Genomic DNA, 14,391 nt, shown 5'->3' with positions numbered 1-14,391 from the left:
TCACGCCGACGTCGAGGCCGGCCCGGATGACCCCTGCGTACCGATCAGCGACACCTCCCGGCGCACTCTCGCGAAGATGAACGCCTCGCTGCTCCCCGGGCCCAGGAGGCGCAGCGCTTCATCCGCTTCGGCGATCGCCGCCTCGCCCTCGCCCGCACTGATGAGTGCCCGGATGTGTCGGCGCATCATCAGCAGAACACGCGTGTCGTCTTTCAGCTCGCGAGCGATGGCGATGCCCAGCTCGCCTATCCGCATCGCATCCTGCAGTCGTCCGACCGCGACGTAGGCATCGACCAGGTCGAGACATGCCGCGTACTGGGTGACGATGCTCGTGAGACTGTCGGTGGTCTCGGCGGAACGCACACGGGCGAGAGTGTCCTCTGTGGCCGCGATGGCTTCGAGGTACTCCCCGCGCTTGCCCTTGACCATCGACGACAGCACCTGGGCGTTCTCCAGACCCGTCGTCTCGTGCGCCTCGCTGAACGCCTCGATGGCCGCGAGAGCCGCCGCATCGGCATCGACCAGACGATCCAGGGCCATGCTCGCCCAGCCGATGTAGTACTGCGCCCAGCCCTCCTGCGCGGAGTCGCCGGCTCGCAGGGACGCAGCCAGCGCCGCACGCGCAGTGATCACCGCCGCCTCCCGGTCCCCGACCTCGACGATCTCCGCCCACGCGACATATCCGAGCAGCGCGGCCTCTTTTCCGGGATCCCCGAGGCGATGCGCCGCGCTCGCCGCGAGCGAGTAGAACCGGTGCCAGTTGCCCCACGTCATCCAGATGTCCGAATACCAGTGCAGCGCATCGGCGACGTCGCAGACCGTCTCGTCGTGTCCGAGCTCCGCGGCCTCCGTGTACGCCGGCCACCAGTGCTCGGCCTCGGTGCGAATCCATTCCGCGGCGGCGTCGGCGTCGCTGAATCCGCGACCCGTGCGGGCGAGAGCCGTCGGCTCCCTGCCCGGTTCGTACCAGGCGCCCGCGCGCTCCAGACTTCCGAGCAACCACGATCGTATGTGGTCGCGGCGACGCGACACCTCGTCCGCGCCCACCGAGGTGTGCAGCTTGCTTCGCCCGAACAGTCGCATCAGGTCGTGCAGTCGGTAGCGATCTCCGCCGCGCGCCTCGAGCATGCCCAGATCGGTGAGGTCGTCGAGGCGCGCCTCGACCTCTGCGAGATCGGGGGAACGCACCGCCGCCGCGGCGAGGTGCGCACCGAACGTCCGTCCGTCGATCAGCGAGATCCAACGGAACAGCGCGGCCGTGCGCGGGTCGAGCTCGTCGTAGGAGAGCGAGATGGCTGCTTCCACCGCCAGATCGCCGGCGACGAGAAGGCGCAGTCGATCTTCCGATGTGCGCATCCGGCCGAGCAGGTCGGCGACCGTCCATGCGGGCCGACTGGCGATGCGATTGCCCACGACGCGCAGCGCGAGCGGGACATCGTCGCACAGACCCGCCACCTCGTCGAGAGCCTCGTCGTCCTCGACCGCCTGCGGGATCAGACGGTGCAGGAACGCGATGCTCTCCTCTCGCCGGAGCGGGCCGAGACGCACCCGTTGCACTCCTTCGAGACCGGCCAGGCTCCGGCGCGAGGTCACGACGACGACGTCGCCGGCGCAGATCGAGAGGATGGGGCGGATCTGCGCCTCGTTCGCGACGTTGTCGAGCAGCACCGAGACCGGAGAGTGATCGACGGCAGACCGCCACCGGGTCCGGGCCTCCGCGAGATCCGCGGGCGGTCTCTGCTCCGCCCCGGGGAGCTGACGCAGCAGGGCGGTCATCACCTGCAGCGGCGTGAGGGGCGAGGAGCTGAAGCCGTCGAGCCCCAGGAACACGACGGGGAGCCCGGTCGACGGCCGTCCGCGCTCGAGTATCTCGATCGCCACGGTCGTCTTGCCGATGCCGGGCGCTCCGCTGATGATCAGCGCGGGGCGCTGCGCACCGGGAGGAAGAGTCCCGCAGAGGATCGCCAGGGCCTCATCGATCTCGGCGTGGCGACCCGAGAAGTCGAACACGCGGTGCGGCGATATCGCCCCTGGCCCCTCTTCGGGCAGCGGGGCCCGGGGGCGGGCGCGGGCCGCTCGCAGGAACGCATGTCGATCCGCGGTGTCGAGACCGAGCCCGTCGGCCAGTGCGTCGACGGTGCGGCGCTGGGGAGACGCGCTCGCGCCCCGCTCGAGATCGCCGATCGTGCGCACGCTCACCCCGGACTGGGAGGCGAGCGCTTCGAGGGTCAGGTTGTGCCCCACTCGCAACGACCGCAGCAGCCGTCCGAAGGGTGAAGGTTCGATCACGACGTCCGCCTCTCGCTGGGTTCAGCTTGGCAGGTCTCGTCGGATCGGAGGTGGCTCGCCTGTCACACGGCGGTTTCAGAGCAGATCGACTCGGGGTCAGCCCTGTGCGCGCGGCGTCGTCTCGACGGCGGAGCGCCGCATGACCACCGCCGCCGAGACCGTCGCGACGAGGACGACCGAGATGAACACGAGGAGCACGGGCGTCTGGGCGGCGAAGGTGAGGATCACACCGATCGCGAGCACCGGCAGCGCGAGTCCGCAGTAGGCGATGAGGAAGATCAGCGCGAGGGTCTCGCCGCGACGCCCCGGTTCGGCGAGCGCCGAGGCGGTGGCCACCGACGATTTGAACAGCAGCCCCACGCCGACTCCCGCCACGATGCCGCCGCCGAGGAAGACCGCGAGCGAGGGGACCAGAGTCCCCGCGGCGACGGCGACGAGTCCCAGCGCGCAGCACAGGGCGGCGATGGTGAGCTGCGCCCTCCGCGGCAGGCGAGCGAGGGCCACCTGGCCCGCGGCAGCTGCGGCGAACACCGAGCATGCCGTCAGGCCGGCGACGAGGTGATCGTGCTCGTCGAACGTGCTGACGAGAATGGTCGGCGCGAGCGAGGTGAAAAGCCCGAAGAGCGCGAAGCCCGCGAAAGCACCGAAGCCCGCGGCGACGAATGCCGTTCGTGAGTGCGGCGGTGCCGCGATGCGCTGGGGTCGATATCGCCGCGGCTCGTCAGGAGGCGTCACCGTCTCGGGCACGCAGGCGACGGCGATCGCCGCCGCGAGCAGCACGACGAGGAACACCGCGTGCGGCAGCACGAGCGGCGAGGGCAGGAACTCGGCGAACAGACCGCCGACCAGGGGCCCGAGCGCCAGGCCGCCGAGGTTCGCGGCGCCGGCGACGGATGCCGCGACGATCACCTGCTCGCCGGGCCTGGCGTGCGCGCGCAGCTCGCCCAGGTGTGCGGTGGCCGTGGCGGTGAGGATGCCCACACTCGCGCCGTTCACCAGCCGGGCGGCGAGGAGACCCGGCACCTCATGCCACAGCAGGAACAGCACGGCACTGAGCGCCGCGATGAGAATCGCGATGACCAGCATCCGCCGACGCCCCATCCAGTCGCTGACGTGACCGAGCAGGAAGAGGCTGAGTACGACGCCGACTGCGAACGCCGCGAAGATCATCGTGATGACCGAGACGGGGAATCCGTCAGCCTGCTGGTAGAGCGGGTACAGCGGTGTGGGCACGGTCGCGTATGCCATCACGAGCAGGAAGGCGGATGCGACCACCCAGAATCCCGCCCCGTGCGAGATGCGAGCGTTCGACATGTGCAGACGCTACCGCGGGAGCGCCCGGCGGCACCGGACAGATGTCGAACACCTCCGCGCTGCATCCTGGACAGATGTCGAGGCGTCGGCGTCGGCATGCGAGTTATCGTGGGCGCGCTCCCACGATGCAGACGTGGGGCGACCGACAGTCGTCCGGAACCGTTCGGGGCGGCGGAAACCTGGAGGCTGATCATGGCGTTCGTGACCACCGATGATGGCGCAGAGATCTACTACAAGGACTGGGGCAGCCCCGACGCACAGCCCATCATGTTCCACCACGGCTGGCCGCTGTCGTCGGACGACTGGGACACCCAGATGCTGTACTTCCTCGACGAGGGCTACCGCGTGGTGGCCAGCGACCGTCGGGGGCACGGGCGGTCGTCGCAGATCGGCACCGGTCACGACATGGACCATTACGCCAGCGACGCCTCGGCGGTGGTCGAGCACCTCGACCTCCACAACGCGATCCACATCGGGCACTCGACAGGCGGCGGGCAGGTCGCGCGGTATGTGGCGAAGTTCGGGCAGCCGCAGGGACGCGTCGCCAAGGCCGTTCTCGTCTCCTCGGTGCCCCCGCTGATGCTGCAGACGGACGGCAACCCCGACGGCCTTCCGCTGGCGGTGTTCGACGGCTTCCGGGACGCCCTGGCGGCCAACCGCGCCGAGTTCTTCCAGGCCGTGGCATCCGGTCCCTTCTACGGATTCAACCGTAAGGGCGTGGAGCTCTCCGAGCCCGTCGTCGCCAACTGGTGGCGCCAGGGGATGACGGGCAGCGCGCTCGCGCACTACGCCGGCATCAAGGCCTTCTCCGAGACCGACCAGACCGACGATCTCACGGCCATCACCGTGCCCGTGCTCGTCCTCCAGGGCGACGACGACCAGATCGTCCCCTACAAGGACGCCGCGCTCAAGCAGCACGAGCTGCTCAGCGACTCGACCCTCAAGATCTACGAGGGATTCCCGCACGGGATGCTGACGACGCACGCGGATGTCATCAATCCCGACATCCTCGCCTTCATCCGGCAGTAACCGCGGCGCTGCCGCACGACGGCGCATCCGACGCTCGGCCTCGGGTGCGCCGTCGTCTCGCGCTACGACGGCTGCTCGTCGAGGGCGCGGATGACGCGAGCCGGTGAGCCGACGGCGATGACCCCGCGGGGGATGTCCTTGGTGACGACGGAGCCGGCGCCGATGACGGAGTCGTCGCCGATGGTCACCCCGGGAAGGACGGTGACGTTGGCGCCCAGCCAGACGTTGCTGCCGATGACGACCGGTGAGGGGATGAGGTCGGCTCGTCGGCTGGGCTGCAGGCCGTGCTGAAGGGTCGCGATGACGGCGTTGTGGCCGATGAGGCTGTCGTCGCCGATCGAGATGCCGCCCTGGTCCTGGAATCGGCAGCCGGAGTTGATGAAGACGCGTCTGCCGAGCGTGATGTTCTTGCCGAAGTCGGCGGTGAACGGCGGGAAGAGCGTCACCGTCTCATCGATGTCCGCGCCGGTCAGCTCTGCGAGGAGCTCTCGGACACGGGCGGGCGGGTGATAGCCGCTGTTCAGCTCACCGGCGATGCGGAGGGCTTCCTGGCTGGTCTCATGCATGACCGCGTGTGCCGGGGAGTTGCCGGTGATGGTCTCCCCCGCGTTCAGGGCGGCGAGGAGGTCGGTGAGAGTCATGGGGGTCTCCACGGTCGAGGGAACGGCGTGATCGGGTGCGGTCATTCGGGCGGCCTCACGGATGCGGGAGCCGTGGCCGACCAGCTCGCGAGCAGCTGGAGTCGTTCTGCCGAGGGCGATCCCGGCTCGGCGGTGTAGATGAGCAGGCTGAGACCGTCATCGGCCGTGACGGTGAGCTCTTCGTACACGAGGGTGAGGTCGCCGACGATCGGGTGGCGGAAGCGCTTGGTGCCGGTCCCGTGCGTCCTCACGTCGTGCGCGGACCAGAGCCGGGCGAACGTGTCGCTTCGGGTGGTGAGCTCGCCGACCAGATCCTGGAGGACGCGGTCGTGCGGGTGTCGTCCGGCTTCGACGCGCATGATGCCGACGCACATCCGGGCGAACAGGTCCCAGTCGGGGTAGAAGTCGCGCGATGCGGGGTCGAGGAACTGGAAGCGCGCCAGATTCGGTGTCCTCCCGCCCGCGCCGATCACGGGTGCGTAGAACGCTGCGCCGAGCGAATTCGTGGCGACGAGGTTCTGGTGGCGGTCGCGGACGAACGCGGGGCCGCCGGTGATCGCGTGGAGGGTGTGCTGCAACGCCGGGCGGGCGGGCTGCTGCGTCGTGGCGCGCCGACGGTTGCGCCCCGACGTCGGGATGCCGTCGGCCGCGCGAGCGAGGTCGAACAGGTGCATCCGCTCGGTCTCATCGAGGAGCAGAGCCCGGGCGAGTGACTCGAGCACGGCGGAAGACGCGCCGGCGATGTCCCCGCGTTCGAGCTTGGCGTAGTAGTCGACGCTCACGTCGGCGAGCATCGCGACCTCGGATCGGCGCAGACCTGCGACGCGTCGATTCGCCCCGGCGACCAACCCGACATCGGCGGGTGCGAGCCGCGCGCGTCGCGTCATGAGGAACTCACGCACCTCGGCTCTGTTGTCCATGCGATCCACCGTACGACGGTCCGAGCGCGTGAGGGATGCCCTGTCAGTACGCCTCTCGCCGGAGTGCCCTGCCCGCCCCTGGTCGGGGTCCGAGCGGTGCGCCTCGGTAGGGTGGTCGCATGACTGCATGGAGCCGCTACCTGCGGGGAGTCGCGCTGGTTCTCGGGATCGCCGGACTGCTGTTCGCGGAACGACTTCCCGTGTGGTGGAGCCCTGCGTCAGTGGTCTTCATGGTGCTCGCAGCCGGCGTGTTCTTGGTGTGCACCATTCGCGACCACCGACGCACGCGCTCGCGCGGGTGAACGGGAGTGAGGATCGCGATCCCGAGACTCGGTCGCGGTGGCTGACGCCCCTGGTCTTCGGGATCGCGGTGTTCCTGGGACTCTGGGTGACCGTCACGCCCGACGCTGCGAGTGGACGTGGGGCTCAGCTCGCATGGGGCGCGATCGCCGTCACCGGCCTCATGATCGGATCGCGTCTGCCGGTCCTCGCGGTGGTCGTCACCGCAGCGGCGACCTCTTTCGCGTGGCTGGTCGGAGTGACTGCCGATCCGTTCGTGTTGACAGGATTCGCGGTGTTCAGGCTTGCCGAGATGCGTGGAGGACGCAGGTTTCCGTGGTGGATGTTCGCCGGTGCGTTCGTCGTGGTGGTCGCGTCCGCGATCCTCTCTGTCGAGGACACCGAAGATCGCGCTCGGGGGATGCTGCTGAGTGCACTGGTGCTGTCCGTCGCGTGGGTGCTGGGCGCGCGGACACGAGAGGTCCGGCGCGAGGCCGCAGCGCGGTCGCGGGCGGAGGAGCGACTTCGTCTGGCACGCGATGTGCACGATGTGCTGTCCCACTCCCTGGGTACGATCGGCGTGCATGCGGGTGTCGCAGCCCACGTCACCGCACTCGGCGCCGACGAACTGCGCGAAGCGCTCCGCGGTATCGAGAGCGATGCGCGGTCCTCGCTGTCCGAGTTGAGCACCCTCCTGAGGCGGGAGCGGTCGGACCTCGAGCCGGACGACGTGGTGTCGAGCCCCCTCTCCTCGCTGCTTGCGGGCGTTGCTCGGACGGCTGAGAAGGCCGGTCTGTCCGTGCACCTCGACGTGGGAGACGACATCGATGCGCTTCCCGCCGATGTGCGGACGACACTGCTCCGGATCGTTCAGGAGGCGCTGACGAACGTCGTCCGCCATGCCTCGGCGTCCTCTGTGACTGTGGGGCTCCGCATCTCCTCCGACGAGGTGACGATCGGCGTCGCGGATGACGGCCAGGGCGCACGGGGCGAGATCAGCCTCGGGAACGGCTTGACCGGTGTGCGCGAAAGAGCCGTGCTGCTGGGTGGCAGAGCAGATTTCACCTCCTCGACCTCCGGATTCACGGTGTCCGCGACGGTGCCGCTGCGAAGACGCTCGGCGGGAGTCCGCGGATGACGCCGATCAGGGTGCTGATCGCCGATGATGAGCCGTCGATCCGTTCTTCGCTTCGGATGCTGATCGACAGCGACACCGACATGGAGGTCGTCGGCGAGTCCGCCGACGGTGAGGCCGCGGTCGAGAGCACCGCGCGCCTGCGTCCCGATGTCGTGCTGATGGACGTGCAGATGCCGCGGATGACGGGGCTGGAAGCCACCCGCATCATGGTCGCTCACGCAGGCGGGCCGCGGGTGATCGTGCTCACGATGTTCGACCTGGACGAGTACCTGTACGAGGCCCTGCGTGCCGGCGCGTCGGGGTTCCTGTTGAAGAACAGTCCTCCCGGCGAGGTGCTGCACGCGATCCGCGTCGCACATGAGGGCAACGCGCTGCTCGCCCCGGAGGTGACGAAGCGCGTGATCGGACGCTTCGCTCCTCTGCGCGAGGACCATCGCCTCGAGCACCTCACGGCGCGGGAACGCGAGACACTCACCCTCATCGGGCGAGGCAGATCGAATGCGGAGATCGCGGCCGAACTGTTCGTCACCGTGACGACGGTGCGCACGTACGTGAGCCGCATCCTCACGAAGCTCCAGACCCGCGACCGCGCGGGGCTCGTCGTGATCGCCTACGAGAACGGCTTGGTGACTCCCGCATCCTGATGATGTCGCCGACGCCCCCCACGCATCCGATTGTCGACTCCTGCAGACTGACATCCCCGCCCGGACGCGGTGGGCTGGAGGACATGATCGACATCAGCCATCTGGTCAAACGTCACGGCTCACACACTGCCGTCGACGACGTGAGCTTCACCGCCCTCCCGGGGCGGGTCACCGGGTTCCTCGGGCCCAACGGCGCAGGAAAGAGCTCGACGCTGCGCATCCTCCTCGGGCTGGATCGCGCGACCAGCGGCACAGCGCTGATCGGCGGGAGCGCCTATCGGTCGCTGGAGCGTCCGCTGTGGAGAGTCGGTGCGATGCTCGACGGCCCCGGTGCGCACAAGGGGCGCACCGCCAGGGCGCATCTGCGGTGGGTGGCGCAGTCGAATGCGATTCCCCCGCGGCGGGTGGACGAGGTGCTGGAGCTCACCGGCCTGAGTCATGCGGCGAAGACGCGGATCGGCAGGTTCTCGCTCGGCATGGGGCAACGTCTCGGCATCGCCGCCGCGCTTCTCGGCGACCCCGACGTGCTGGTGCTGGACGAGCCGACGAACGGGCTCGATCCCGACGGCATCCGGTGGATCAGACGCTTCTTGCGCTCGCTCGCCGACGACGGCAGGACGGTGCTCGTCTCCAGTCACCTGATGAGCGAGATGCAGGACACCGCCGACGACTTCGTGGTCATCGCACGGGGCCGAGTTCTCGCGGCGGGCACCGCCGCTGAGGTGACCGGCGTCCATGACACCGTGGAGGACGCGTTCTTCGCACTCACCGACGAGCACACGGAATACCGTGCCGCAGGCGAGGAAGAGGCGCCGGCATGAGCCGTCTCCTGCGAAGCACGCTCCCTCTCGCGCGTTCGGAGTCCATGAAGCTCTTCACCGCTCGCGCGACCGGCACGCTCGCGGCCGTGGCGATTCTCGGCACGTGGCCGATGGCATGGACCAACGCCGCATCCGCCGTGGGCGTCGCCCCTGACGACCCGAGACTGTTCTCCTCCGAACCGGTCCCCCTCGAGTACCAGGGTTTCGAGATGGCCGGCATCGGATACGTCCTCGTCGTCGCCCTCGCCGCGGTGTGGGCAGGAAGCGAGTACGGCGGCGGCACACAGATCCGCACGACTCTGCTGTCCACCCCGCACAGACTGCGTGTGTTCCTGATGAAGGCGCTGCTGCTCGCGATCACGGTCGCGGCGATCGCGTTCCTCACGATGTGGGGCACGCTGGTGATCACGCACGCGGCAGGCGACACCGGCATCGATCCCTGGGCGTTGAATCCTGCGATCTGGGCGCACCTCGGCGGCGTCACGATCGCATGGACACTCACCGCTCTGATCGCGTTCGCCATCGGCGTGCTCGGGCGCACGGCCATCCTGCCGCTCATCCTCGTCGTGCCGCTCGTGATCGGCATCGGCGACTTCCTCGCCGGCGTGTGGGTCGGCGCGAAGTATCTGCCGACTGCGGCGGGAGCCGCCCTCTTCTCCGATCCCACCTCCGGCATCTATCTCGACCCGCTGGCCGGCGGCCTCATCCACACGGCATGGGCAGTGATTCTGCTCACCGCCGCAGCGGTCGCCTTCGTCCGCCGAGACCTGTGAGGCCCCGATGATCCGCTCCCTCCGCGCCGAGTGGACGAAGGCGCTCACCCTGCGCAGCGTTCAGGGAACCCTCGCCGCCGCGCTCCTCGTGCCACCTGCTCTGGCTCTCGCCTCCGGCCTCGCGTTCGACGGCGCGACGGCCGCGGCGCGGTCATTCCCCGTAGAGTCGCACGGATTCGAGACGGCCGGATTCGGGCAGCCGTTGATCATCCTGCTGGCCGCGCTCATCGCCGGATCCGAGTACGCCGATGGACAGCTCCGAACCACCTTGACCGCCACGCCCCGGCGGGGCCGCGTGATCGCCGCGAAGTTCACCGTGATCGCGACGACGGCAGTGCTCATCGGCATCCTCGCCACGAGCGCGGCTGTCCTCCTCGCACACGCGGCACTCGGTGAACAGGGGCTCTCGATCGGCGAGTTCTCCGCGGGAATGGGATGGAACGTGGTCGGCGTCGCCGTGAACTACACGCTGATCGGCGTGATCTCCGCAGCGATCACCCTCCTCGCCCGCACGTCCGTCGTGGCACTCGTCGTACTCGTGCCCGTGGTGCTCGGGCTCTCCCTCTCCCTGCTGGGAGTCCTCCCCTGGGTCAAGTTCCTGCCTGACCTCGCGGGAATCCAGCTCCTGACGGGCTATCCGGGAATCGGGCTCCTCGACCCGATACCCGGAGGACTCATCATGGCGACCTGGGCGCTGCTGCTCGCGATCGCATCCTGGCTGGTCTTCCGCACACGCGACACCGATGGGTGAGGTCAGTGGACTCAGCAGATCCCTGTGATTTCTCGGTGGGCCCTGCCGGGATCGAACCGACGACATCCAGGGTGTAAATGCGGGCGGTTAACACGGTACCTGATTTCTCGCGTTTCCGAGGTTGCAGATGTCTCGTTCGTAGCTTGACTGTTCGCCCTCGGGGGACGCCGGGGGGACCGCCGGTTTGCTACCTCTAGCCGGCGTTGACCGCCGTCACTAGCGTTGGAGCATGACGATGTATGAATCGAGCGCGTACCCGGTATGGCCCGTCCACGAGCAGACTTTGGTGTTTGACGTGAACCACAACAGGCAGGTCTGCGCCTTCGATGAGCGTGTGGTCTTGCCGGTGGGAGCAACCATCGAGTTGTACGACGAAGACAAGAACGCTCACGGCACGGCAACCGTGGTGGGCGTTCGTATGCTCAACGGAAATGCGAAGATCAAGAACCAGATTTGCCTCGATGTTGAGGCTGACAAGCGCTGGTGGGACGCCCACCCCGTGCGTGGGCTCTGAGCGCAGCTATTGATCGCCACCGCCCAGAGCCCCCGGTTTCGCCGATCTCTAGGCGGTGGCTTCTCCAAAGCGCGCGAGCGTGCCCCGTGCAGCTCAGAACAGCGTGCGAGACGCTACATCCTCGGGTCTTCGACCGACCATGGTCCATAAATGCCGACACGAGAGACGGCGTAGCGATTCACGAGTCCAGCGAGGACCAGGGCGCTAGCGACGGCAGCAAGGGCGAGGACGAGCCCCCACAGCGTCTGCCCGGCGACGAAGAGGGACACGCTAGCCGCCAGCACGTTCACCGCCAATGCGATCAAGTACGCGAAGGTGAACTCGCGACGGCTACCACCCTCCGTCAGGTTCAAGATACCGACCCGAGGCGGATTGATGGCCTGGCCGATCCTGTACTCGTGAGCAACCCTGTAGCGCTCGGCAAGCAGCCGGATAGCCATCCGCAAGGGGTTGCCAGTGATGACGAAGGAGAGAAAGACGGCGAGCACAACGCCCCACACGGTTGCGTCGCCCTTTGCCATGCCGAACTCTAGACATGACAACAGCCACGGGCCGACTGATCGGATACGCGCGAGTCTCGACCGCCGAACAGGACGAGGTATACCAGCGAGCACAGCTCGTGGACAAGGGCGGCGTGCAGGCCCGGGACATCTACGTGGACCACGGGGTTAGCGGCACGAAGACAAGCCGCCCGGCATGGGACCGCATGATGGACGAGGACAAGGGTCTCCAGCCCGGCGACACCCTTGTCGTGTGGAAGTTGGACCGGATAGGCCGCAACTCAGGGCACGTCATCACGACGATCCATACGCTCGTGGATCGCGGCATCCACGTGCGCACCCTAGACGGCATCGACACCACAACCGCAACCGGTCGCGGGATGCTGGGCATGCTCGCTGTCTGCGCTCAAATGGAACGCGATTTCAACTCCGAGCGGACCCGCGCGGCTCTCGACCACAGGCGCGGGCTGGGGATCACTGGGGGTCGTCCACGGTCCGTGGATGACAAGCAGGCGCGACTAATTCGGCGCATGTACGACGAGGGCGACAAGGTCGCCCTACATCGCTCGCACGTTGAAGATCTCTCGCGCGACCGTCTACCGCTACCTCTCAGCTTCCTGAGCAAGGAGGCGTGATGCCCCGCCGCTACAGTTCGGGGTATGGAATGGTCTGACGCCGTAGTGCCCCTTGTCGTCGCCGCGGTCGGAGTCATCGCAGTTTCTGCGGGTGCCGGGGTTGCCGCGCGGTCCTCCTTGCGCGTGCGTCTAATCGAGATGGAGCGAGAGGAAGACCGAGACCACCGTGATTTCCAAATCCGGACGGTCGCCGCGGTCAACGCTCTGGGAACCGCGTCGGCACATCTCATCCGGGCGCGCCTCGTGTTGTTGCGAGCGCTGCGCGACGAGGCTCGTGCGCAGATGCGTGAGTCCGGAACCACCACGCGCATCAATGTCCCTGGGCCGTTTGACCTCAGCCCCGACGAGGATACTCGCGTGGCGACTGCTACCGAGCAATGGCGCAGCATCCTGGCAGAGGGTCACGCGTTCGCGGCTCCTGGAACGGGGGACGCGCTTCAAGCGTTCGATGAGCGACGGGCCGAACTCGTGACAGCGATCAACCAGGCCACCCTAGAACCAGACATCTCAGATTCGATCCGTAGTCTGGAGGCCGCTGAGCTGATCTGCACGGATCTGCGCGTGCACTATGGGCGGCAGATCTACCGGCACCTTCAGGTGGCGAAGCTGGCCGCGAGTGCGCGTGTCTTCCACCTTGCTCACGTGTGGAGTCTCGGGACCTTCACTAAACGAGTAGCCAACATGCATCACGCCGACATCGACTCTGCACGTCGCCTCATCGAACGCACAGCGACCGAGCACGACGAGCCTGGCAGGGAAGTCGGCTAACGACGACGACGTCGGGACAGGGCGACTTACGGGCGGGACCCGTCGTTGCGTTCCCAATCGACGGGACCGAGCGCGACCGCAGCGTCGATCCATTCGTCGGACGCTCCAGGCCACGTCGTAGGTTGCTCTCCACCGACGTAGCGATACTCCCCGAACCTTCCGGTTGCTCCGATCCCGAGCACCCAGCCAGATGGCAATCGCCGCCATGCTCGCCACTTCTCCTTGTTGTCCGTAACCTCTACGACGACGCCGTGCTGATCTGGCGGGCCCCACTTCGAGACCGGGCTAATCACCATGTCGGTGAGGTCGTCCCAGAACGTTTCCCCGAGGCGTTCGTAGCGCAGGGCCTGGGCAGTGTGGATGAACTGCAAGACGCGCTTGGTCCCGTCGAACTCCCGCCGGTCGAGCTGCGCCCCAGTGCCATCCACCCCCGCCTGGCCCGCAAAACCGTCAAGATCGGCAAGTCGGTCAACTTCGCGTTCTTCACGCCGGGCCACGTCGTCGCGGAACTCGCGCATCTCTGAGAGCGCTCCTCTAAACGACTGGGCCTGCGCCACGTGGTGGTACCGGCCTGTCAGCTCCTTCGCCCATCGCACTGACCCGTGGAGCCCCGCCAGCACTCCCAGGCGTGCACGCAGCGGCATCTCCTTGTTCCTCCACAGGAGCCGTTTCAGAATCACCTCCGTGGCGGCATAGAACGCCACAACGTAGAGGTAGGGGAACATCGCGAACGGGAGCCAAAACGAAAGTGCCAACTGGGCTAGCAGCTCTGGCCAGTCGAGCCGATCCCAGTTGGTGACGGTCTGGACGGTGGTCCATACGATGAGGGCGATTCCGATCAGCAATAGAGGGATGGAGAAGCAGCCGACGATTCTCCGACCCTTCTCATCACGCTGAGCAAAGGCCGTCATCACCGTCAAGAAGACGATTGCCGGCTGTGCGATCAGCTCACCCAACAACGGCAGCGATTCCAGGTTCAGATAGAACAAGAAGAGCGTGGACAACGTCAACGTCTCGCGGCGGATGTGACTGATGATCTCGACGCCGGACTTCGCTCGTATCGAGCTGAACAGGAGAAGGAAACCGACACCGAACAGGATGATGATGGTGTCCTTCAACAGCTCTAGCTCCCACGCGCCGACGAGCCATGCGAGCCAAACCCACAACGCGACCCAAACGACGAACAGCCCAAAGATGCGGAGGATCGTCCACTTGAAGAATGAGCGCGCCACGGTTCCGAGCGACGGCAACAGCATCCTGCGCCACTTGGGAAGTGCCAGCGCGAGCAGGATCAGCAGCGCTATCAAGATGACGGACGCCAACTCGCGATTGTTCAGCATGTTCCCCCGTAGCGACTTGCCCGACCTGGACACCT

16 protein-coding genes and 1 pseudogene are annotated in these 14,391 nt (G+C 67.3%); 11 read left to right on the top strand and 6 right to left on the bottom strand.

Annotated features, from left to right (window positions below):
* A complete protein-coding gene (locus tag FQ142_RS08015; RefSeq protein ID WP_149422908.1) occupies window positions 1-2,289 on the bottom strand; it encodes a helix-turn-helix domain-containing protein in 2,289 nt (762 codons plus the stop codon).
* A 96-nt stretch (window positions 2,290-2,385) separates the two neighbouring features.
* Entirely contained in the window at window positions 2,386-3,603 is a 1,218-nt protein-coding gene (locus FQ142_RS08010; protein ID WP_149422907.1) for an MFS transporter, read from the bottom strand.
* A gap of 192 nt (window positions 3,604-3,795) precedes the next feature.
* Here FQ142_RS08010 and FQ142_RS08005 point away from each other — a divergent pair, with 192 nt between their 5' ends.
* Window positions 3,796-4,632, top strand: a complete 837-nt coding sequence (locus FQ142_RS08005) for an alpha/beta fold hydrolase (RefSeq protein ID WP_149422906.1) — start codon at window positions 3,796-3,798, stop codon at window positions 4,630-4,632.
* Between the two features lie 62 nt (window positions 4,633-4,694).
* Here FQ142_RS08005 and FQ142_RS08000 read toward each other — a convergent pair whose 3' ends face one another.
* Window positions 4,695-5,273: a sugar O-acetyltransferase gene (locus FQ142_RS08000; protein WP_149423481.1), complete on the bottom strand. Its 579-nt coding sequence runs from the start codon at window positions 5,271-5,273 to the stop codon at window positions 4,695-4,697.
* A gap of 41 nt (window positions 5,274-5,314) precedes the next feature.
* Window positions 5,315-6,193: a helix-turn-helix domain-containing protein gene (locus tag FQ142_RS07995; RefSeq protein ID WP_149422905.1), complete on the bottom strand. Its 879-nt coding sequence runs from the start codon at window positions 6,191-6,193 to the stop codon at window positions 5,315-5,317.
* Window positions 6,194-6,312: 119 nt separating this feature from the next.
* Between FQ142_RS07995 and FQ142_RS17460 the strand changes: the two genes are divergently transcribed.
* The 7 genes from FQ142_RS17460 to FQ142_RS07965 all read left to right on the top strand — a co-directional run bounded on the left by FQ142_RS17460 (window position 6,313) and on the right by FQ142_RS07965 (window position 11,113).
* On the top strand, window positions 6,313-6,495 hold the full coding sequence (locus FQ142_RS17460; protein ID WP_188042348.1) for a hypothetical protein: 183 nt from the start codon (window positions 6,313-6,315) through the stop codon (window positions 6,493-6,495).
* Window positions 6,492-7,610: a sensor histidine kinase gene (locus FQ142_RS07990; protein ID WP_188042347.1), complete on the top strand. Its 1,119-nt coding sequence runs from the start codon at window positions 6,492-6,494 to the stop codon at window positions 7,608-7,610. The genes FQ142_RS17460 and FQ142_RS07990 overlap by 4 nt, the downstream gene beginning before the upstream one ends.
* Window positions 7,607-8,254, top strand: a complete 648-nt coding sequence (locus FQ142_RS07985) for a response regulator transcription factor (RefSeq protein WP_056418036.1) — start codon at window positions 7,607-7,609, stop codon at window positions 8,252-8,254. The genes FQ142_RS07990 and FQ142_RS07985 overlap by 4 nt, the downstream gene beginning before the upstream one ends.
* Before the next feature lie 83 nt (window positions 8,255-8,337).
* Complete coding sequence (locus tag FQ142_RS07980; RefSeq protein WP_149422903.1) at window positions 8,338-9,075, top strand: ABC transporter ATP-binding protein; 738 nt, start codon at window positions 8,338-8,340, stop codon at window positions 9,073-9,075.
* The gene (locus FQ142_RS07975) at window positions 9,072-9,848 is read left to right on the top strand and encodes a hypothetical protein (RefSeq protein ID WP_149422902.1); all 777 of its coding nucleotides are present in this window, start codon (window positions 9,072-9,074) and stop codon (window positions 9,846-9,848) included. The genes FQ142_RS07980 and FQ142_RS07975 overlap by 4 nt, the downstream gene beginning before the upstream one ends.
* A gap of 7 nt (window positions 9,849-9,855) precedes the next feature.
* On the top strand, window positions 9,856-10,599 hold the full coding sequence (locus FQ142_RS07970; RefSeq protein ID WP_149422901.1) for an ABC transporter permease: 744 nt from the start codon (window positions 9,856-9,858) through the stop codon (window positions 10,597-10,599).
* A 229-nt stretch (window positions 10,600-10,828) separates the two neighbouring features.
* Complete coding sequence (locus FQ142_RS07965; protein WP_149422900.1) at window positions 10,829-11,113, top strand: hypothetical protein; 285 nt, start codon at window positions 10,829-10,831, stop codon at window positions 11,111-11,113.
* Window positions 11,114-11,226: 113 nt separating this feature from the next.
* On the opposite strand, the gene FQ142_RS07960 is transcribed toward FQ142_RS07965, so the two are convergent.
* Complete coding sequence (locus tag FQ142_RS07960) at window positions 11,227-11,634, bottom strand: hypothetical protein (RefSeq protein WP_149422899.1); 408 nt, start codon at window positions 11,632-11,634, stop codon at window positions 11,227-11,229.
* A 14-nt stretch (window positions 11,635-11,648) separates the two neighbouring features.
* Here FQ142_RS07960 and FQ142_RS07955 point away from each other — a divergent pair.
* The 3 genes and pseudogenes from FQ142_RS07955 to FQ142_RS07950 all read left to right on the top strand — a co-directional run.
* Window positions 11,649-12,065 (top strand): annotated as a pseudogene (locus tag FQ142_RS07955) (recombinase family protein); the annotation flags it as partial.
* Between the two features lie 121 nt (window positions 12,066-12,186).
* Complete coding sequence (locus tag FQ142_RS17740; RefSeq protein WP_410477436.1) at window positions 12,187-12,234, top strand: hypothetical protein; 48 nt, start codon at window positions 12,187-12,189, stop codon at window positions 12,232-12,234.
* A 38-nt stretch (window positions 12,235-12,272) separates the two neighbouring features.
* Window positions 12,273-13,016, top strand: coding sequence for a hypothetical protein (locus FQ142_RS07950; RefSeq protein WP_149422897.1), 744 nt, complete (start codon window positions 12,273-12,275; stop codon window positions 13,014-13,016).
* 26 nt (window positions 13,017-13,042) lie between these two features.
* Here FQ142_RS07950 and FQ142_RS07945 read toward each other — a convergent pair whose 3' ends face one another.
* Window positions 13,043-14,356, bottom strand: a complete 1,314-nt coding sequence (locus tag FQ142_RS07945) for a hypothetical protein (protein ID WP_149422896.1) — start codon at window positions 14,354-14,356, stop codon at window positions 13,043-13,045.
* Between the last annotated feature and the right edge of the window lie 35 nt (window positions 14,357-14,391).

Origin of the sequence: Microbacterium sp. ANT_H45B, assembly GCF_008369345.1 — a bacterium.
In the GTDB taxonomy this organism is placed as follows: Bacteria; Actinomycetota; Actinomycetes; order Actinomycetales; family Microbacteriaceae; genus Microbacterium.
Note: the sequence above shows the minus strand (reverse complement) of the source record. Positions and strands in the feature narration are given on the sequence as shown.

What these genes read in the sequence shown, in the direction of transcription:
- FQ142_RS07995 (WP_149422905.1), bottom strand. Translation starts at nt 6,193, where the DNA reads ATGGACAACAGAGCCGAGGTGCGTGAGTTCCTCATGACGCGACGCGCG.
- FQ142_RS07985 (WP_056418036.1), top strand. Translation starts at nt 7,607, where the DNA reads ATGACGCCGATCAGGGTGCTGATCGCCGATGATGAGCCGTCGATCCGT.
- FQ142_RS07965 (WP_149422900.1), top strand. Translation starts at nt 10,829, where the DNA reads ATGACGATGTATGAATCGAGCGCGTACCCGGTATGGCCCGTCCACGAG.
- FQ142_RS08010 (WP_149422907.1), bottom strand. Translation starts at nt 3,603, where the DNA reads ATGTCGAACGCTCGCATCTCGCACGGGGCGGGATTCTGGGTGGTCGCA.
- FQ142_RS07970 (WP_149422901.1), top strand. Translation starts at nt 9,856, where the DNA reads ATGATCCGCTCCCTCCGCGCCGAGTGGACGAAGGCGCTCACCCTGCGC.
- FQ142_RS07980 (WP_149422903.1), top strand. Translation starts at nt 8,338, where the DNA reads ATGATCGACATCAGCCATCTGGTCAAACGTCACGGCTCACACACTGCC.
- FQ142_RS08000 (WP_149423481.1), bottom strand. Translation starts at nt 5,273, where the DNA reads ATGACTCTCACCGACCTCCTCGCCGCCCTGAACGCGGGGGAGACCATC.
- FQ142_RS07950 (WP_149422897.1), top strand. Translation starts at nt 12,273, where the DNA reads ATGGAATGGTCTGACGCCGTAGTGCCCCTTGTCGTCGCCGCGGTCGGA.
- FQ142_RS07945 (WP_149422896.1), bottom strand. Translation starts at nt 14,356, where the DNA reads ATGCTGAACAATCGCGAGTTGGCGTCCGTCATCTTGATAGCGCTGCTG.
- FQ142_RS08005 (WP_149422906.1), top strand. Translation starts at nt 3,796, where the DNA reads ATGGCGTTCGTGACCACCGATGATGGCGCAGAGATCTACTACAAGGAC.
- FQ142_RS07975 (WP_149422902.1), top strand. Translation starts at nt 9,072, where the DNA reads ATGAGCCGTCTCCTGCGAAGCACGCTCCCTCTCGCGCGTTCGGAGTCC.
- FQ142_RS17460 (WP_188042348.1), top strand. Translation starts at nt 6,313, where the DNA reads ATGACTGCATGGAGCCGCTACCTGCGGGGAGTCGCGCTGGTTCTCGGG.
- FQ142_RS07960 (WP_149422899.1), bottom strand. Translation starts at nt 11,634, where the DNA reads ATGGCAAAGGGCGACGCAACCGTGTGGGGCGTTGTGCTCGCCGTCTTT.